This is a genomic window from Pseudomonas sp. MT3 (assembly GCF_054720805.1).
In genome coordinates this window covers 74942-92327 of sequence record NZ_JBTVPY010000011.1, presented here as the reverse complement: position 1 = coordinate 92327, position 17386 = coordinate 74942, and the positions used below count along the sequence as shown (strand labels likewise).

The 17386-nt window shown below is 67.7% G+C and carries 17 protein-coding genes; 2 read left to right on the top strand and 15 right to left on the bottom strand.

The window, feature by feature from the left end; genetic code table 11:
* Positions 1 to 16: 16 nt before the first annotated feature.
* From ACYCAX_RS13345 to ACYCAX_RS13315, 7 genes are all read right to left on the bottom strand, one after another.
* On the bottom strand, positions 17 to 352 hold the full coding sequence (locus tag ACYCAX_RS13345) for a Na+/H+ antiporter subunit G (RefSeq protein WP_015476219.1): 336 nt from the start codon (positions 350 to 352) through the stop codon (positions 17 to 19).
* Complete coding sequence (locus ACYCAX_RS13340) at positions 349 to 618, bottom strand: K+/H+ antiporter subunit F (protein WP_294973214.1); 270 nt, start codon at positions 616 to 618, stop codon at positions 349 to 351. The genes ACYCAX_RS13345 and ACYCAX_RS13340 overlap by 4 nt, the downstream gene beginning before the upstream one ends.
* Positions 603 to 1103, bottom strand: a complete 501-nt coding sequence (locus tag ACYCAX_RS13335) for a Na+/H+ antiporter subunit E (protein ID WP_015476217.1) — start codon at positions 1101 to 1103, stop codon at positions 603 to 605. The genes ACYCAX_RS13340 and ACYCAX_RS13335 overlap by 16 nt, the downstream gene beginning before the upstream one ends.
* A complete protein-coding gene (locus ACYCAX_RS13330; protein ID WP_294973211.1) occupies positions 1100 to 2602 on the bottom strand; it encodes a monovalent cation/H+ antiporter subunit D in 1503 nt (500 codons plus the stop codon). Before ACYCAX_RS13330 ends, ACYCAX_RS13335 begins: the two co-directional genes overlap by 4 nt.
* A complete protein-coding gene (locus tag ACYCAX_RS13325; RefSeq protein WP_294973209.1) occupies positions 2599 to 2940 on the bottom strand; it encodes a Na+/H+ antiporter subunit C in 342 nt (113 codons plus the stop codon). Before ACYCAX_RS13325 ends, ACYCAX_RS13330 begins: the two co-directional genes overlap by 4 nt.
* Entirely contained in the window at positions 2940 to 5741 is a 2802-nt protein-coding gene (locus ACYCAX_RS13320) for a monovalent cation/H+ antiporter subunit A (RefSeq protein ID WP_015476214.1), read from the bottom strand. The genes ACYCAX_RS13325 and ACYCAX_RS13320 overlap by 1 nt, the downstream gene beginning before the upstream one ends.
* A gap of 245 nt (positions 5742 to 5986) precedes the next feature.
* On the bottom strand, positions 5987 to 6451 hold the full coding sequence (locus tag ACYCAX_RS13315) for an outer membrane lipoprotein (RefSeq protein ID WP_015476213.1): 465 nt from the start codon (positions 6449 to 6451) through the stop codon (positions 5987 to 5989).
* A 194-nt stretch (positions 6452 to 6645) separates the two neighbouring features.
* Here ACYCAX_RS13315 and ACYCAX_RS13310 point away from each other — a divergent pair, with 194 nt between their 5' ends.
* Positions 6646 to 6882: a hypothetical protein gene (locus ACYCAX_RS13310; protein ID WP_015476212.1), complete on the top strand. Its 237-nt coding sequence runs from the start codon at positions 6646 to 6648 to the stop codon at positions 6880 to 6882.
* On the opposite strand, the gene ACYCAX_RS13305 is transcribed toward ACYCAX_RS13310, so the two are convergent.
* The 6 genes from ACYCAX_RS13305 to dinG form a co-directional block, all read right to left on the bottom strand.
* Entirely contained in the window at positions 6867 to 8006 is a 1140-nt protein-coding gene (locus ACYCAX_RS13305) for a glycerate kinase (RefSeq protein ID WP_460248214.1), read from the bottom strand. The two genes, ACYCAX_RS13310 and ACYCAX_RS13305, sit on opposite strands and share 16 nt — an antisense overlap.
* A 174-nt stretch (positions 8007 to 8180) precedes the next feature.
* Complete coding sequence (gene pdxH, locus ACYCAX_RS13300; RefSeq protein WP_294973202.1) at positions 8181 to 8828, bottom strand: pyridoxamine 5'-phosphate oxidase; 648 nt, start codon at positions 8826 to 8828, stop codon at positions 8181 to 8183.
* A 108-nt stretch (positions 8829 to 8936) separates the two neighbouring features.
* The gene (locus ACYCAX_RS13295; RefSeq protein ID WP_015476209.1) at positions 8937 to 9710 is read right to left on the bottom strand and encodes an OmpA family protein; all 774 of its coding nucleotides are present in this window, start codon (positions 9708 to 9710) and stop codon (positions 8937 to 8939) included.
* A 229-nt stretch (positions 9711 to 9939) separates the two neighbouring features.
* Positions 9940 to 11085 (bottom strand): serine hydrolase domain-containing protein, encoded by a 1146-nt coding sequence (locus ACYCAX_RS13290; protein ID WP_460248213.1) that lies wholly within the window; start codon positions 11083 to 11085, stop codon positions 9940 to 9942.
* Between the two features lie 112 nt (positions 11086 to 11197).
* Entirely contained in the window at positions 11198 to 13474 is a 2277-nt protein-coding gene (locus tag ACYCAX_RS13285; protein ID WP_294973198.1) for a beta-galactosidase, read from the bottom strand.
* A gap of 79 nt (positions 13475 to 13553) precedes the next feature.
* Positions 13554 to 15698: an ATP-dependent DNA helicase DinG gene (gene dinG / locus ACYCAX_RS13280; protein WP_081517739.1), complete on the bottom strand. Its 2145-nt coding sequence runs from the start codon at positions 15696 to 15698 to the stop codon at positions 13554 to 13556.
* Between the two features lie 122 nt (positions 15699 to 15820).
* On the opposite strand from dinG, the gene ACYCAX_RS13275 reads away from it, so the two are divergent.
* Positions 15821 to 16285, top strand: a complete 465-nt coding sequence (locus ACYCAX_RS13275; RefSeq protein ID WP_294973194.1) for a CopD family protein — start codon at positions 15821 to 15823, stop codon at positions 16283 to 16285.
* A gap of 37 nt (positions 16286 to 16322) precedes the next feature.
* On the opposite strand, the gene ACYCAX_RS13270 is transcribed toward ACYCAX_RS13275, so the two are convergent.
* Together ACYCAX_RS13270 and ACYCAX_RS13265 are read right to left on the bottom strand one after the other, a co-directional pair.
* Positions 16323 to 17087, bottom strand: a complete 765-nt coding sequence (locus ACYCAX_RS13270; RefSeq protein ID WP_460248212.1) for a collagen-like protein — start codon at positions 17085 to 17087, stop codon at positions 16323 to 16325.
* A complete protein-coding gene (locus ACYCAX_RS13265; RefSeq protein ID WP_015476203.1) occupies positions 17080 to 17382 on the bottom strand; it encodes a DUF1145 domain-containing protein in 303 nt (100 codons plus the stop codon). Before ACYCAX_RS13265 ends, ACYCAX_RS13270 begins: the two co-directional genes overlap by 8 nt.
* Between the last annotated feature and the right edge of the window lie 4 nt (positions 17383 to 17386).

Genomic DNA, 17386 nt, shown 5'->3' with positions numbered 1-17386 from the left:
CAAAAGCAGGTCGGGATCACTCCCAGGGCTTGCCCTTGGTCCCCCGCTCCACCGGCGCACGCTGCTGCATCGCCGCCTTGGCCAGCAGGTGCGCACTGATCGGCGCGGTGATGAACAGGAACACGGTGATCAGCAGCTCATGCAGGCTGACGCCCTCGCCACGGGTGCTGAAGTACAGCATGGAGCCCAGGATCACCCCGCCGACACCCAGGGTCGACGCCTTGGTCGGCGCATGCAGGCGGGTATAGAAATCCGGCAACCGGTACAGGCCGATGGCGCCGAACAGGGCGAACAGGCTGCCGGCCAGCAGCAACGCACTGACCAGCGCTTCGATGATCCATTCGCCGTTCATTCGATGATGTCTCCGCGCAGCAGGAACTTGGACAGGGCCACGGTGCTGACGAAGCCCATCACCGCGATCAGCAGCGCCGCCTCGAAGTACAGGCCGCTGCCCTTCCAGATGCCGAACAGCACGATCAGCGCGATGGCCTCGATCGACAGGGTGTCCAGCGCCAGGATGCGGTCCGCCGTACCCGGCCCGCGAATCAGCCGCGCCACGGTGAGCAGCAGCGCGAGCCCCAGGATCGCCAGGCACAAGGGAATCACGTAGCCGAGCATTCGAATACCTCCTTGAGCGGCGCCTCGTAGCGGGCCTTGATGTCCGCCGCCAGGGCCTGCGGGTCCGGCACGTCGAGGCCGTGGACCAGCAGCGTGCGGCGGTCGTCGCTGAGATCGGCGGAGACGGTTCCCGGCGTCAGGGTGATCACGCTGGCGAGGATGGTGATCGCCAGGTCGTCGGTCAGCTCCAGCGGAATCTCCACGAAGCCCGGCTGCAACCGGGACCTGGGCCCCAGCACCAGCCTGGCCACCTGCAGGTTGGCGAGCACGATGTCGTACAGCACCAGGCCGAGGAAGCGCAGCAGCAGGCCAGGCCGGCGAATGCGCGGCGCGGACAGCAGCAGGTTGCGGCACAGCAGCGGGATCGTCAGGCCGAGGAAGGCGCCGAGCAGCCAGTGGCCGAGGGAGAAATCGTTGACCAGCAGCAGCCAGGCGAACAGCAGGATGGCGCTGAGCAGCGGGTGCGGGAGGACGCGACGGATCATGCGCCACCTCCCAGCAGGATCGCCTGGCGGTACAGGTCGACATCCAGCAGTTGCGCCGCGGTCGCCTGGGCGTAGGCCAGCAGCGGCCGCGCGGTGACCACCAGCAGCGGCGCGCTGGCCAGCAGCCCGAAGGTCGCCAGCAGCTTCACCGGCTCACGCTCGGCGCTGCCCAGCACGGTGCGGCCAGTGCGCCAGAACAGCGTACTGCCAGCGCGGCTCAGCGCGACGATGGTCACCAGACCGCTCACCAGCACCACGCTCCACAGGGCGATGGCTTCGCTGCCGCCGCTCACCGAACGCAGCAGCATCAGCTTGCCGAGAAACCCCGACAGCGGCGGCAGCCCGGCCACCGCGATGGCACCGAAGAAGAAGGCGCCGCCCAGCAGGTGCGGTTGCAGCAGCGCCGGTCCTTGCACCAGGCGGCCGGCCTTGTCGCCACGCTGGCGGGCGATCAGGTCGGCGAGCAGGAACAGCCCGCCCGCCACCCAGATGCTGTGCAGCATGTAGTAGAGCGCCGCCGACAGCGCCGCCTGGGTCCCCAACGCCAGCGCCGCCAGCAGGGTGCCGGCGGACACCACCACCAGGTACGACAGCAGCCCCTGCAGCGTGGTCGCCGCCAGCGCGCCCAGCGCACCGGCGACGATGCCCGCCAGCGCCAGCGGCCAGAGCCAGGCTTGCGCGAGGTTCGCCAGCTCGCCGGCCTGCTCGCCGAAGATCAGCGTGTAGACCCGCAGGATCGAATAGATGCCCACCTTGGTCATGATCGAGAACAGCGCCGCCACCGGCGCACTCGCCTCGGCATAGGCCCTGGGCAGCCAGAAGTACAGCGGCAGCAGCGCGGCCTTGAGGCCGAACACCACCAGCAGCAACAGCGCCGCCGCCCGCACCAGCGGCGCCTGCTCGACGCCCAGTTGCGCCACGCGCTCGGCCATGTGCGCCATGTTCAGGGTGCCGGTGATGCCGTAGAGCGTGCCCACTGCGATCAGGAAGAACGCCGAGCCGACCAGGTTTAGCACCACGTAGTGCACGCCCGCCCGCACCCGCCCTGCCCCGCCGCCATGCAGCAGCAGCGCATAGGAGGCGATCAGCAGGATCTCGAAGAACACGAAGAGGTTGAACAGATCCCCCGTGAGGAAGGCGCCATTCAGACCCAGCAACTGGAACTGGAACAGCGCGTGGAAGCGCTTGCCACGCCGGTCATCGCCACACAGCGCGTAGATCAGCGACAGGCAGGCGAGCAGCGCGGTGGCCGCGACCATCAGCGCGCTGAGGCGATCGAGCACGAGGATGATGCCGAACGGCGGTTGCCAGTTACCCAACGCGTAGAACTGCACCGCGCCGCTGTCGGCCTGTTGCAGCAGCACGGCGGAGAGCGGCAGCAGCGACAGGGTGGCGAGCAGCGACAGGCCGCGCTGCGCCCGCTCGCCGAGCGGACCGGCGAGCAGCAGGCAGCCGGCGAACAGCGGCAGCAGGATGGGCAGGATCAGCCAGTGGTTCATCGGTCCTGCCCTCCTTCCTGGCCATTGCCACCGTCCACATGATCACCACCGGTCTCGGCCAGCCCACGCAGGGCCAGGACGATGACGAAGGCGGTCATGGCGAAGCCGATGACGATGGCGGTCAGCACCAGCGCCTGGGGGATCGGGTCGCCGGCGTTGGCGACCTTGCCGATCACCGCCGGATCGCCGGCCAGCCGGCCCATGGCGAAGAGGAACAGGTTGACCGCGTAGGACAGCAGGGTCAGCCCCAGCACCACCGGGAAGGTCCGCGCGCGCAGCAGCAGGTAGACGCCGCTGGCGGTCAGCAGGCCGAGGGCGATGGCGAACAGCGCTTCCATCAGTGCGCCTCCTTGGACAGCATCGGAGCCTCCGGCGGTGCGGTGACCGACCCCAGGCCCGAGAGGATCAGCAGCGTCGCGCCGACCACGGTGAAGTACACACCCAGGTCGAACAGCATCGCCGTGGCCAGCTCGATCTCACCCACCAGCGGGATGTCGAAGTGGCCGAATGCAGAGGTAAGGAACGGGAAGCCGAAGAACCAGGCGCCCAACCCGGTCAACCCGGCGATCAGCACGCCGAGCCCGGCGAGGCGGCTGTAGTCCAGCGGCAGGCGCGTGTTCACCCAGCGGTTGCCGCAGGCGATGTACTGCAGGACCAGCGCCACCGAGGTGATCAGCCCGGCGATGAAACCGCCGCCCGGCAGGTTGTGCCCGCGCAGGAAGATGAACACCGAAACCAGCAGCGCCAGCGGCAGCATCAGCCGCGACAGCACGCCGAGGATCGGCGGGAAGCGGTCCGCCGCCCAGGTCCGCCCCTCGTCGTCACGCTCGGTGCGCAGCAGGCGCAGGCCATCGAGCAGGGCGAAGATGCCGACGGCGGCAATCGCCAGCACGGTGATCTCGCCGAGGGTATCGAAGCCACGGAAGTCGACCAGGATCACGTTCACCACGTTGTGGCCGCCACCGCCGGATACGCTGTTCTCCAGGTAATAGCCGGCGATGCTGTCGTACGGACGGGTCAGCACGGCATAGGCCAGCAGGGTCACCATCACGCCCGCGCCTATCGCCACCACGAAGTCGCGCAGGCGACGCAGGCTGCTGGATGACACCGGCGTGCGCGCCGGCAGGTAGTACAGTGCGAGCATCAGCAGGACCATCGTCACCACTTCCACCGACAGCTGGGTCAGCGCCAGGTCAGGCGCGGCGAAGCGGGCGAAGGCCAGCGCCACCAGCAGGCCGGCGATGCTGAGGATGACCAGCGCGGTCAGGCGCTGGCGATGGAACCACACGGTGAGAGGACCGGCCAGCGCCAGCAGGACCAGGCCCAGCGCGGTGATGCCGTCCAGGGGCGTCTGCGCGCGCGAGCCTTCGAGGCCCGACAGCGGCGCCAGGCCGGCGAACACCACCACCACGGCGGCCAGCACCAGCAGCATGGCGTAGCGCTGCAGAGAACCATTTTCCAGGTAGCCAGTAATCCGTGTGGCGATGCACGCCACGCGTTGCACCTGCTGTTCGAACACCAGCTTGGCGTCCACCACCGGCAACCCCGCGTACCAGTCGAACAGCGGCTTGCGCAGCACATAGAGCAGCACACCGCCGGCGCTGGCGACGAAGCTCATCGCCAGCGGCTCGTTGAAGCCATGCCAGATCGCCAGGCTGTACTCGGGCAACGCGCCGTTGAGACTCGACGCGGCGGCGCCGGCCAGCAACGGGCCGACGGTCAGCGACGGCAGCACCCCCACCAGCAGGCAGATCAGCACGAGGATTTCCACCGGCACCTTCATGTAGCGCGGCGGCTCGTGGGGATGCGGATTGGGCAGGTTGATCGGCTCGCCGTTGAAGAACACGTCGTGGATGAAGCGCACCGAATAGCTCACCGAGAACAGCGCGCCCAGCGTCGCCAGCGCCGGGATCACCCAGTTGAAGCTGCCCATCATGCTCTGCGCCAGGGTCTCGCCGAAGAACATCTCCTTGCTGAGGAAACCATTGAGCAGCGGCACGCCGGCCATCGATGCCGAGGCCACCATCGCCAGCACGGCAGTGTGTGGCATGTACTTCCACATGCCGTTGATGCGGCGCATGTCGCGGCTGCCGGTCTCGTGGTCGACTATCCCGGCGGCCATGAACAGCGAGGCCTTGAACGTGGCGTGATTGATGATGTGGAAGATCGCCGCGACGTTGGCCATCGGCGAATCGAGGCCGAACAGCAGGGTGATCAGGCCCAGGTGACTGATGGTCGAGTAGGCCAGCAGGCCCTTGAGATCATTCTGGAACAGCGCCATGAAGGCGCCCATCAGCAGGGTCGCAAGGCCGGTCAGGCTGACTAGGTAGAACCACAGGTCATTGCCCGAGAGCAGCGGATACAGGCGCGCCAGCAGGAACACACCGGCCTTCACCATAGTCGCCGAGTGCAGGTAGGCGGACACCGGCGTCGGCGCGGCCATCGCGTGGGGCAGCCAGAAATGGAAAGGGAACTGCGCGGACTTGGTGAATACTCCCAGCAGCACCAGGCACAGCGCCAGCGGGAACAACGGGCTGGACTGCAGCACCTCGCGCGCGCCGAGCACACTGGAAAGCTCGAAGCTGCCGACCACATGGCCGATCAGCAGGATACCGGCCAGCAGCGCGAGACCGCCGCCACCGGTGACCGCCAGAGACATGCGCGCACCCTTGCGCGCATCCGAGCGATGGCCCCAGAAGCCGATCAGCAGGAACGACGACAGGCTGGTCAGCTCCCAGAACACCAGCATCAGCAGCAGGTTTTCGCTCAGCACCACGCCGAGCATGGCGCCCATGAACAGCAGCAGGAAGGCGAAGAAGCGCCCGGCGGGCTCCTTCTCGGAGAGGTAGTAGCGGGCGTAGAGGATCACCAGCAGGCCGATCCCGAGGATCAGCAGGGCGAAGAGGAAGCCCAGGCCGTCCAGGCGCAGGCTGAGGTTCAGGCCCAGCTCCGGCAGCCACGGCGTGCTGACCACCCGGGCCTCGCCGCCCAGCACCGCGCGCTGGCTCAACAGCAGGATCAACCCCGTCAGCGGCACCAGGCCGGTGGCCGCCGCACAGGCGCTACGCCCGAAGCGTTCACTCAGGAGGGGCAGCAGCACCCCGAAGAAAGGCAGCGCAATGATCAGCGCCAGCATCATGACCCACTCCTATCGCCGCCGGGCGGCCCCATACAAACGACCCCGCGCCCTGCGGCCGGCGTGCGAAGGCAACGATTATCCATATCTATCGATTACGTGTCATGGATTGAACTATTACTAAAATCCAGACTGCCCACGCCCGTTGCGGCGCGCGCAGGAAACAGGCTCCCGGAAACGATAGCGCGCGACAGCCGGAAGACTGTCGCGCGCTGAAGTCCGGCTACCTCAGGGTAGCCGCATGGAGCTTAGTGGGAGACGCGGCTGGTGCCGTTGACGGTCAGGATGCGCACGCGCTCGCCGACACGGAACACGGCACCTTCGTCGACCTGCTGGACGTAGGCGCGGGTGCTGCCGTCGTCTTCGCGAACGGTGATTTCCACACCCTGGGTGCGGGTCAGGCCTTCCTCGGTGGCCGCACCGAGCAGGCCGCCAGCCACGGCGCCGATGATGGCGGTGACATAGCTGCCCTTGCCGCCACCGATGGCGCTACCGCCGATACCGCCGACCGCGGCGCCGGCAACGGAGCCAATCGGGGTCTTGGTGCCTTCGATCTTCACGGGGCGCAGGGCCTGGATGGTACCCATGCGAACGTTCTGCACGGTACGTGCCTCTTCACGGGTATAGGTGTCGCCAGTCAGGCTGGACTGGCAACCGCCAAGGGTGAGAGCCAGAGCAGCGAACGTCACAGCGAACAGGGCGGATTTACGCATGTATGAAACCTCCGGATAGGGCGACGAATATTAGACTCCGACGACAGCCCTGCTGTCACGCCAGGCCTTGCAACAAACTCGTACGGTTCAGCTTTCGTACAGTCTGAGCCAATAACCGTGAAAATGCCTGCCCCAGCTCAGCTTTATGTGGATCGATGGATCGGCTAGGGTAGGCGCCCGTACGAGGAGCGCTCATGGATTACTTCATCATCGTCGTCACCACCGCCGCCGGCCTGTACTTCCACTGGTGGATCTACTGGCGCATCCGCCGCTGGATGGATCGCGACCTCGCGCTGTCGCTGGCGGGCGACGATCCGGCCAAGCGCGGCTACCTGCTGCAGCGCCTGGAAGAAGCCAAGCGCCAGCGCGTCAAACGCCGCGACCTGCCCCAATGGCTGCAGCAGGCCGCCGACGATTACCGCGCCGCCTGAGCCAGCGTCCAGAACCGCGCCAAGGCTTCGGCGCGCCGTTCCAGCTCTCCCGCCGCCCGGGCACAGGCCTGGGCCAGGCTGATAGGCCCCGGCACCAGACTGAACGCGGCCTCGATCCCCTCCTCCCGCAGTTCATCCAATCCTTCGCCCAGACTGCCGGCCAATGCGATCACCGGTACCCCGGCACGACGCGCCAGGCGCGCCACGCCGACCGGCGTCTTGCCGTGCAGGCTCTGGCCATCCAGGCGGCCTTCGCCGGTGATCACCAGCCCGGCGCCTTGCAGCGCCTGCTCCAGCCCCGACAACTCGGCGACCAGCTCGATACCCGGACGGAAGCGCGCCTTGAGGAAAGCCCGGCTGGCGAAGCCCAGGCCTCCCGCCGCCCCGACGCCGGGAAACAGGCTGTGATCCTCGCCCAGCGTTCGCGCGGCAACCTCGGCGAAATGCCGCAGCGCTGCATCCAGTTGTTCCACCTGGGCCGGGCTTGCGCCCTTCTGCGGCCCGAACACCGCCGAGGCGCCGTGCGCTCCGCACAGGGGATTGTTCACATCGGCGGCGACTTCGATCTCCACCTGCCGCAGGCGCGGATCGAGGCCGGACAGGTCGATCGCCATCAGCGTACCGAGCGCCGCGCCGCCGTCCCCCAGCTCGGCACCCTGGGCATCCAGGAAGCGAGCGCCCAGCGCTTGCAGCAAGCCCAGCCCGGCATCGTTGGTGGCGCTGCCGCCCAGCCCGAGAATGATCTTGCGCGCGCCGGCCTCCAGCGCCTCGTGCAGCAGCTCACCGGTACCCCGGCTGGTGGTGCGGGTCGCGTCGCGCTTGCGCTCCGGCACCCAGTGCAAGCCACTGGCGGCCGCCATTTCGATCACTGCGGTGCCGTCTTCGAGCCATCCCCAGTGTGCCGTCACCGGCTGCCCGAGCGGACCGCAGACCCGGCACTCGCGCCGCTCGCCCGGCTTGGCGGCCAGCAGCGCATCCACCGTGCCCTCCCCGCCGTCCGCCATCGGCCGCAGCAGCGCCTCATCGGTTGGGCGCGCACGCAGCCAGCCACGGGCGATGGCCCGGGCGACGTCGGGTGCGCAAAGGCTTTCCTTGAAGGAATCCGGGGCGATGACGACTTTCATGGAGGCAGGTCCGTCGTGCGGAGGGATGAAGGCATCCTACACCGCATGAAAGACGAACATGGACCAGACCTGCAGGAGCGAGCTTGCTCGCGAACAACCCCGTAGCGGCGGCTGGTTCGCGAGCAAGCTCGCTCCTACGAAAAGCGTATCGTCGTGACTGTGATGCGCAGTCAGTCAGGGGGCGAGACGCTCGCGCACCCAGGCGCCGTTCTCGACGCGGAAATTGAGACGATCATGCAGGCGGCTCGGACGCCCCTGCCAGAACTCGATGCGACTCGGCAGCAGGCGGTACCCGCCCCAGAAATCCGGGCAGGTCGGCGCCGTATCGGCGAAGCGCTTTTCGGTTTCCGCGAGCAGTTGCTCCAGCTCGCCGCGTCCGTCGATCACCCGGCTCTGCGGCGATGCCCAGGCCCCCAGTCGACTGCCCAGCGGGCGTACCCGGTAATAGGCGGCGGATTCTTCGCCGGAGACCTTCTCGACCTGCCCCTCGATGCGCACCTGGCGCTCCAGCGCCGGCCAGAAGAAGGTCATGGCCGCACGCGGGTTTTCACCCAGTTGCTGGCCCTTGGCGCTGTCGTAGTTGCTGAAGAAGGTGAAGCCGCGCTCATCCAGGCCCTTGAGCAGAAGCACCCGGCAATGCGGCTGCCCCTGGGCGTCCACGGTGGCAAGCATCATCGCGTTGGGTTCGACCGGCAGTTGCTCGGTCTTCACGGCCTCCTCGAACCACTGGTGGAACAGACTGAAAGGCTCGACGGGAGCCTGGGACTCATTCAGTCCGTCACGGGTATATTCGCGGCGCATATCGGCCAGGGTCTGAGCCATCGGAAGTCTCCTCGGAACGAAGGCCCCAAGCTTATCCAGAGTTGCGCCTTCGCGCTTGATCCACGACAAGCGACATTCCACCCGGAATGCCGCTTCCGTGAGCCGGGATCAGTTTTTCTGCGCCAGCGCCAGCAGGCTGGTGCGTTGGGTCAGCAGCACTTCGACGCGGCGATTCTGCGCGCGGCCCTCGACGCTGCCATTGTCGGCGCGCGGCAGGCTCGAACCGACGCCCTTCAGGCGCAGCCGGTCGGCGCCCAGGCCGCTCAGGCGGAAGATCGACGACACCGCCTGGGCACGCTGCAGGCTGACCTTGTCATTGAGCGCCTTGTCGCCCGAGCTGTCGCTGTGGCCCAGCACCAGCACGCCGCTTTCCGGGTCGTTCTGCAGCATCTTCGCGACATTGCCCAGCGGGCCGAGGGTGATCGGCAGCAGGAGCTCGGGACGCTTGGGATTGAAGGAGCTGTCCACCGGCGCGATCAGCACCAGTGCATTCTCGCGACGCTCGACGGTGAACTTGCTGCCGGCCACCGCCGCACGCAGGCTCTGCTCGCGCTGGTCCAGCCATTCCTTGCTTACTTGCAGGGTCTGCGGTTTCGCACTCTTCTCCCCGGCGACCTGGCTATCGCCGGCACCGAACGGCCACCACCAGCGGTCGCCAGGCTGTTTGTCGGCGGCCGAGGCAATCCTGGGTGCCTCGACGGGCTTTTTCTCCACTGCCGGAGCCGCAGCGGTCGTCTCGACGTCCTTGCCGAAGGGCCACCATCCGTGGCTGCTGCCGGCAGCCGGGGCAGCGGCGGTGCTCTCCTTGTCCTTGGCCTGGAACTGACTGCAGGCGGACAGGCCGATGCAGAGGGCGAGCATGGAGATCTTCAGCGCATTCATGAGAGCGATTCCATAAGTCGGAACATGAAGGGAGACTGGAGCGCCACTGGCAGGCAGTGGCGCCCTGACTTCAGCAATCAGCTTAAGAATTGAGCATAACTTACTCAGTTGGAACGAGATTTTAAGTCCCAACTGACGAGCGGTGCATGCCAATGGCTATGCGAAGGCCGTCACAATCGAGAACGGCCTTTCGAAGGCGCGGTGGGAAGAAGGTTCCTCCCGTCCGTCGCTACAGGCACTCGCCGGCGATGCGCGCCAGGCGCTGGGCGCGGGGGTCCATCAGCACGTAGGGGCCAAGGGTGTTGGTGACGAAGCCGAAGGCGAGCCCGCGCTCGGGGTCGGCGAAACCGATGGAACCGCCAGCGCCTGGATGGCCGAAGACCCGTGGGCCGAGGCCATAGGTGGCGTTGGCCACGCTTGGTTGGTCAAGCATGCAGCCCAGGCCGAAGCGCGTACAGGTCAACAAGGTTCGATCCTCGCCAACGGCATGTTCGCGGGTGAGTTCGGCCAGCAGCGCGTCGTCCAGCAGCCTGCCCTGCAGCAGGCCGCTGTAGAAACCGGCCAGCGAGCGCGCGTTGCCGTGGCCGTTGGCCGCCGGCTGCGACATGCGCCGCCATTCCGGCTTGTTGGTGCTGGTGAGCACCGACGGCGGATTGGTGAAGGCGCGGGTGGAGAGCGCCGCAGGCTCGGTCATCATGGTCTTGAGCAGGCGCTGGGCGGCGGCATCGCCCAGGCTGCCCTTGCCACGGGCGATATGCGCCACGCGGTGAAACTCGGCGTCGTCCAAGCCGATATGGAAATCCAGCCCCAGCGGCTCAGCGGTGCGCGCGATGATGGCGGCACCCGGCTCACGGCCATCGACACGGCGGATCACTTCGCCGATCAGCCAACCGTAGGTGATCGGCGCGTAACCGTGCTCGGCGCCCGGCGTCCACCAGGGCGTCTCGGCGGCCAGCGCAGCGGTCATGCTCGACCAGTCATAAAGGGCCTCCGGCGCCAGCGGCTCGCGGACCGCCGGCAGGCCGGCGCGATGGCAGAGCAGTTGGCGCACGGTGATGGCCTGCTTGCCGGCCTGGGCGAATTCCGGCCAGTAGCGTGCCACCGGGGCATCGAGTTCCAGCTTGCCCTCCCCCACCAGTTGCAGGGCGGCGACGGCCGCGAAGGTCTTGGTGCAGGAGAACAGGTTGAGCAGCGTATCGGCCTGCCAGTCCTGGCCAGGCTCCTTGCCCGCGCTGCCGGCCCAGAGGTCGACCAGCGTCTCGCCACCAACCTGGATGCACAGCGCCGCACCGCGTTCCTGCGGGTCTTCGAACAGGGCGCTGAAGGCGTCGGCAACAGGGGTGAAGCGGTGGTCGCAATGGCCGTGCAGGGTCATCGGAATCTCCAGTGGGTGGGGCATGAACGAAGGGGCGGAGGCACCATTGTTCCAGCGCACTCCGCCCCTGTGAACCCCGCTAAAGGCGGGTATCGGCCTTACGAATGACGCCTCATTGGCTGTCGGCCTGTTCCTCGTCGGCGCCGCCGGCGTCCGCCGGTACCGGTTTGGGTTCCGGCGCGGCCTTCGCCGCCGCGCGGGCCTGCTCGTCGATGGCCTTGAGCGCCTGCTGGTTGGCCTTGCGCACGGCGTCGACGAAGCCGGTGAACGGCAGGTCGGTGATGCCGACCAGGCCGATATGGCCGTTCTCGCCATCGAGCAGGCGACCGGTCACCGGCTGGTCAAGGTACTGGAACCAGTGCGCGCCGACGACGTTCGGGGCCTTCACCGCCTCGGCGAGGAAGCGCCGGTAGGCCTCGCCACGCTGCTGCTCGTTGTACACCTCGGCCACCCCGCCCCAGAACGGCCCGCGGTCACGGGAGCCGAAGTGGAACTCGGTGATCAGCACCGGCTTGTCCAGGCTGTTCACGTAGTTGGCGTCATAGCCCTGCTGCGGCAGCGGCACGTAGAGGTTGAAGCTGAGCAGGTCGCAGTACTGCGCGCAGGACGCCAGCGCCTCCGGCGTGCTGACGGCAAAACGCGGACCGAGCAACAGGTGGTTGGGCGCATGCCACTTCAGCGCGTCCTTGAGGGTCTTGAAGTACTGGTCGGCATACAGGCGCAGGAAGGCGCTGTAGTCCTGGGCGACGGCCGGATGTGCGTCGCTCGGCTGCGGCGCCTGGTAGCCGGGCGCATCGAGGTCCTCCCAGGCGGCGATGGGCACGCCCCAGGCCTCGGCCAGCGCCTCGTGATCCGTGTACTTGTCCTTCAACTGTTTGATGAAGGCGCGCTTGGCCGGGCTGTCGGTGGACAGTTTCAGCGCCCCGAAGGCCAGCGCATAGTGCGACTGCGCATCGTCGCCGCGTCCGGCCCAGGCCAGCTCGTTGTCGGCGTAGTAGCCGAGCAGCCAGGCGTCCTCGCGATGGTCGCGGGCGGCGATGGCGATGGCGCGTTCGGCGGCCATCGCAAAGCGCGGGTCGAACGGGTCGGGCATGGCGCCCCACCAGTCGTAGCCGGTGCTGACGGTGGAATAGTCGCCGCTGATGGACAGCGGCACGCTGTAGGGCAGGCGCGGCGCCTCGGCGAACGCCGGATCGCTCCAGTCGCCCAGGGTGTTGAAGCCCCAGGCGCCGAGGCGCTGCAGGGTGCGTTCGCGCCAGGCGGTCGCCGCGGCATCGCCGGTCAGCCCGCCATCGGTGCGGAAGCGGTTGGCGGCGTAGAAGTCATACCAGCGGCCATTGCCGAAGGCCCGTCCTTGCTGGGCGCCGACGCCGCTGCGGTCGTCGCTCTGGCCGTAGAAGGCCGCCAGCGGATCGCCTTCCTTGGGCAGGCTGGCGAACATGTATTCACGGCCTTCGACGTAGGTCTGGCTGCTGTCGGCGTTCACCGCGTTGACGCCCAGGGACCAGAACGAATGCCCTTCGGGCGTGACCAGCCACCAGCGGCCATTGCGCTTCTCGGTGCGGAAGAAGCCGGTGCCTTCGAAGGCCGGGCCATCCAGCAGGCCGCCAAAGGCATCGCGCCCCGCCGCCGGCTGCCATTTTTTCAGTTGTTCGCCTTCGGCTTTCCAGGCGTTGGCAAGCTGCTCGGCGCTCTTCACCTTTTCCGGCCAGTCGCCACGGCTGGCCTGGCCGAAGCCATCGACGATACCGGTATAGGCCTTGCGCCACTGGTCGCCGTCGGCATAGGTGCCGAAGCGGCCCAGGAGGATGTCCTGCGCCGCCTTGGGCGCATTCAGGTAGAGCTTCACCGCGCCGACCTGGCTGCGGTTCAGCTCGCCGCTCACCTTGCTGGCCAGCAGCAGGCGCTGGCCATCCTGGGTAACGGGCATGGGCACGCCGGCGCGCATGCCGAAATCTTCCGGCGCGGTGCCCCGCAACGGAATCAGCAGGGTCTGCGCCGGACCGGGCGGCAGCGCGATGCTGGCATGCAGCCCCGGCGCGCCGGCGACACCTTCGATCGCCACTTCCAGGGTGATGGCCCAGTCCATGCCGTTCTGGATGCGCAGGCTCATGCTGTCAGCCTGGGACCAGTCCCAGCTGCCGTTGGCCGGCGCCAGGCTCAGGGTCGGCCGGGGTGCGGGGCTGAAGCTCACCCGCCGCAGGATCTCGCCTTCGGGCGTAGCCTCGGCGGTGGTGCTGGGCAGGTCGGCGTTCTGCGTGGTGACGGTGACCACGGCCATCGGTTTGACGAAGTTGAACAGGGTTTCATTGCCGCCGGCCGACCAGGCCGGGGCACTGGCAATGGCCAGGCTGAGCAGCAGCGGCAGATGCCAACGCATCGATGTCATGTGTTCGAGTCCTTGCAGCACGCCCGCCGAGTGGCGGGCGTTCGTTTGACAGCAAGCGCGCGATGGCGCTCCCGCGCACTCAAGCGATTTCGCGGCGGAAGGGAGGCAGCGCGTTGAGAATGGCCTTGCCATAGCGTTGGGTCACCACGCGGCGGTCCAGCAGCGTGATGGTGCCGCGGTCCTGCTCGGTGCGCAGCAGGCGCCCACAGGCCTGTACCAGGCGCAGCGAGGCGTCGGGCACGGCGATCTCCATGAACGGGTTGCCGCCACGCGCCTCGATCCATTCCGACAGCGCCGCTTCCACCGGGTCGTCCGGCACGGCGAAGGGAATCTTGGCGATCACCACGTGCTCGCAATAGGCACCGGGCAGGTCCACACCCTCGGAGAAGCTGGCCAGGCCGAACAGCACGCTCGGCTCGCCATCGTCGACCCGCGAGCGGTGCTTGTTCAGGGTTTCCTGCTTGGACAGGTTGCCCTGGATCAGCACGCGCTTGCGCCAGTCGCGGTCCAGGCCGTCGAAGACCTCCTGCATCTGCTTGCGCGAAGAGAACAGGATCAGCGAACCGCGCGAACCTTCGACGATCTCCGGCAGCTCGCGGATGATCGCCGCGGTGTGGGCGGCGGCATCGCGCGGGTCGGCCTTGAGGTCGGGCACCCGCAGCACACCGGCGTCGGCATGGTGGAACGGGCTCGGCACCACGGCGGTGACGGCGGCACGCGGCAGGCCGGCGCGCATGCGATAGCGGTCGAAGGTGCCCAGCGCGGTAAGCGTCGCCGAGGTCACCAGCACGCCGTAGGCCACGTTCCACAGGTTGCGGCGCAGGGTCTCGGCGGCGAGGATCGGGCTGGCGTTGGCTTCGATGTCGTAGAAGGTGCCGCTCTCGGCCAGGGTCAGCCAGCGCGCCATCGGCGGGCTGTCTTCCGGGTCCTCGCAGGTGAAGGCGGTCCACAGTTCCCAGTTGCCCTGGGCGCGGGACAGCAGGCTGCCGAACAGCGGGTACCACTCCTCGGCCTGATGACTGGCGATGCCGACGCTGCCCTCCCCGTCCATGGCTTCCTTGAGCAGTTCGGTGAGGCGGGTGAAGAGGTCGGTGAGCTTGGAGAAGCCCTTCTTCAGCTCGATGCCCATCTCGCGGATGTGCTCGGGGATCACCCCGCCCTCGAAGCGATGGCGCGGCCGCTCGCGGCCTTCCATGTCTTCGCCGGCGCGGAAGTCGCCGACCTCCTCGCAGGCGGTGAACATGAACTGCTGGTGCGTGCGCAGCTCGCGGGCCAGCTCCGGCACCTGTTCGATCAGGCGGCCGAGGTCACCCGGCAGCGGGTTCTGCGCCAGCAGCTTGGTCAGGTTCTTCTCCACCTGGCCCAGCCAGTCGGCGGTGGCGCGCAGGCGGGTGAAGTGGGCGAAATGGCCGATGGCCTTGTCCGGCAGGTGATGACCTTCGTCGAATACGTAGAGGGTGTCGCGCGGGTCCGGCAGGATCGCGCCGCCGCCCAGGGCGAGGTCGGCCAGCACCAGGTCATGGTTGGTGACGATCACGTCGACCTTGGTCATGCCTTCGCGCGCCTTGTAGAAGGCGCACTGCTGGAAGTTCGGGCAATGGCGATTGGTGCACTGGCTGTGGTCGGTGGTGACCTGCGCCCACTGCGCGTCCTCGATGGCCTCGGGCCAGGAGTCGCGGTCGCCGTCCCAGCGGTTGCCCGCCAGGCGCTCGATCATCTGGTTGAACAGCTTGGTGGAGGTCTCGTCCACGTCGATGCGGAAGCCTTCCTCCTCGAACAGCTGGGCGGTGGCGCTCTGTGCCTGGCCTTCCTGCAGCAGATGGTCGAGCTTGGACAGGCACATGTAGCGCCCGCGCCCCTTGGCCAGGGCGAAGCTGAACGACAGGCCGGAATTGCGCAGCAGGTCGGGCAGGTCCTTGTGGACGATCTGCTCCTGCAGGGCGACGGTGGCGGTGGCGACGACCAGGCGCTTGCCGGCAGCCTTGGCGCAGGCGATGGCGGCGAGGCTGTAGGCAACGGTCTTGCCGGTGCCGGTGCCGGCTTCCACGGCGACCACGGCGGCGTCGCCCAGGCGATGGCCTTCCTCGTCGCTGGCGATGGTCCCCAGGACCTTGGCGACTTCGGCGATCATCAGGCGCTGGCCGTAGCGCGGCTTGAGTTCCTTGGCCTCGAGGAAGCGCGAGTAGGCGCCCTGGATCGTGGCCTTGAGTTCGGTGCTGAGCATGGACTTCCCGGGCCCCGGACACGCCCTGGCGGACATATCCGGATGCTGGATAAATTTTCAGTGGTTCGAATCGGCGGCTATGATAGCGCGCTTGACTTCAATCGCCAGCGGAGATCGTCCGAATGACACCCTTTGCCTTCGTCTATGCCCTGCACGTCCTGGCCGCCCTGGTCTGGGTCGGCGGCATGTTCTTCGCCTGGATGGTGCTGCGCCCGGCCGCCGTCGCCGCGCTGGAGCCGCCGCCCCGGCTGAATCTGTGGCTGGAGGTATTCCCGCGCTTCTTCCGCTGGGTGTGGGCCGCGGTGATCCTGCTGCCGGTGACCGGCATGGGCATGCTGCACCTGAGCTTCAACGGCATGGCCGGCGCGCCGCGTTATGTGCAGGTGATGATGGGCCTCTACGTGGCGATGCTCGCGCTGTTCCTGCGCCTCCAGGCGCTGCAACTGCCGGAGCTGCACCGCGCGGTGGAAGCGCAGGACTGGCCCGCAGGCGGCGCCGCGCTGGGCAAGATCCGCAAGACCGTAGGCCTGAACCTGCTGATCGGCATGGTGCTGGTGGCTTTCGTCGCCGCGCGCCCGCACTGGTAAATCGCTGTGCCCGCCCGGTTGCCGGGCGGGCCTGGCATCAGAAGCGTTTCACTTCCAGGCGACCTTCGCGGCCCGCAGGGCCTTCCGCACCGCCCTTGCCATCCGAGCCCGGACGCTCGCCGGCCACCGAATAGAACCAGCAACCGCGCTCGGCACTGCGCGGCCCCGCCTTGCCCGCCTTGCCGCCGGCACCACCGGCGCCGCCCTCGAGACGCACCCTCACCCGTTCGAGGTCGAACTGTTCCGGCACCTCCAGGCGCACCACGCCGCCGGCCGCGCCAGAGCTGCCATTGGCACCATCCTGACCATTGCCGGCGGGCCTCCCGCTGCCCCACAGGCAACCGGAGGTCTGCGCGCTGCCACCGTCCAGGCCGTCATAGCCCGGTGCGCCGACACCGCCGCGCACGTCGATCAACAGGTTCTCCACCTGCACGTCCTGCAGGTGCAGGACCAGGCTGCGGCCGCCGCTGGCCGGCTTGCTGAAGCTGCCCGAGCCGCCCTGCGCGGCAATCACGCTACCGTCGGCCAGATTGCCGTGCTGAACATCGATCTGCAGCGTATCGCCACCGGGGAACACGCCCAGGCGCGCGTTCTTCGCCAGGTCCAGCTCGCCGATCTTCAGCACCTTCACCCGCGACGGAATGAGCAGCGCGCCTTCCTCGCCGACACTGACGCGATCCAGGCTCAGGCTATCGCCCTTCACCGGCAGGCGCAGCACGGTATTGGCCTGGACCGAGACGTTTCCGGCAGCCGAGCACGCCAGCGGCGCGCACAGCGCCAGGCCCAGCAACGACTTACGCATGGGTATCTCCTTCTACCTTCGCGGATGCCGGTCGCTCAGCCGCCGGCTGCGGCAAGGTGGCGAAATGGAAGACGCCGAACAGCAGTATCTGCAGACGGTCCATCCCCGGATGAGGTCGACCGCGCAGGCGTTTGCGCAGCGCCAGGACCTCGATGACGTGAATCAGCAGAATCAGCGCGCCGGCCGCATTGAGCAACGTACCGAAGGGATGTGCGAAAGGCTGGATCAGATTGGCCAGCACCGCCAGCCAGAACAGCAGGGCAATCAGCTTGCCCAAACCCAACAACGCCTTCATGAGA

Excerpts from the sequence above, each read along its gene's own strand:
- ACYCAX_RS13320 (WP_015476214.1), bottom strand. The coding sequence starts at position 5,741 with ATGATGCTGGCGCTGATCATTGCGCTGCCTTTCTTCGGGGTGCTGCTG.
- ACYCAX_RS13270 (WP_460248212.1), bottom strand. The coding sequence starts at position 17,087 with ATGCGTAAGTCGTTGCTGGGCCTGGCGCTGTGCGCGCCGCTGGCGTGC.
- ACYCAX_RS13315 (WP_015476213.1), bottom strand. The coding sequence starts at position 6,451 with ATGCGTAAATCCGCCCTGTTCGCTGTGACGTTCGCTGCTCTGGCTCTC.
- ACYCAX_RS13290 (WP_460248213.1), bottom strand. The coding sequence starts at position 11,085 with ATGACCCTGCACGGCCATTGCGACCACCGCTTCACCCCTGTTGCCGAC.
- ACYCAX_RS13265 (WP_015476203.1), bottom strand. The coding sequence starts at position 17,382 with ATGAAGGCGTTGTTGGGTTTGGGCAAGCTGATTGCCCTGCTGTTCTGG.
- ACYCAX_RS13345 (WP_015476219.1), bottom strand. The coding sequence starts at position 352 with ATGAACGGCGAATGGATCATCGAAGCGCTGGTCAGTGCGTTGCTGCTG.
- ACYCAX_RS13285 (WP_294973198.1), bottom strand. The coding sequence starts at position 13,474 with ATGACATCGATGCGTTGGCATCTGCCGCTGCTGCTCAGCCTGGCCATT.
- ACYCAX_RS13340 (WP_294973214.1), bottom strand. The coding sequence starts at position 618 with ATGCTCGGCTACGTGATTCCCTTGTGCCTGGCGATCCTGGGGCTCGCG.
- ACYCAX_RS13295 (WP_015476209.1), bottom strand. The coding sequence starts at position 9,710 with ATGAATGCGCTGAAGATCTCCATGCTCGCCCTCTGCATCGGCCTGTCC.
- ACYCAX_RS13325 (WP_294973209.1), bottom strand. The coding sequence starts at position 2,940 with ATGGAAGCGCTGTTCGCCATCGCCCTCGGCCTGCTGACCGCCAGCGGC.
- dinG (WP_081517739.1), bottom strand. The coding sequence starts at position 15,698 with ATGCTCAGCACCGAACTCAAGGCCACGATCCAGGGCGCCTACTCGCGC.
- ACYCAX_RS13275 (WP_294973194.1), top strand. The coding sequence starts at position 15,821 with ATGACACCCTTTGCCTTCGTCTATGCCCTGCACGTCCTGGCCGCCCTG.
- ACYCAX_RS13305 (WP_460248214.1), bottom strand. The coding sequence starts at position 8,006 with ATGAAAGTCGTCATCGCCCCGGATTCCTTCAAGGAAAGCCTTTGCGCA.
- ACYCAX_RS13330 (WP_294973211.1), bottom strand. The coding sequence starts at position 2,602 with ATGAACCACTGGCTGATCCTGCCCATCCTGCTGCCGCTGTTCGCCGGC.
- pdxH (WP_294973202.1), bottom strand. The coding sequence starts at position 8,828 with ATGGCTCAGACCCTGGCCGATATGCGCCGCGAATATACCCGTGACGGA.
- ACYCAX_RS13335 (WP_015476217.1), bottom strand. The coding sequence starts at position 1,103 with ATGATCCGTCGCGTCCTCCCGCACCCGCTGCTCAGCGCCATCCTGCTG.
- ACYCAX_RS13310 (WP_015476212.1), top strand. The coding sequence starts at position 6,646 with ATGGATTACTTCATCATCGTCGTCACCACCGCCGCCGGCCTGTACTTC.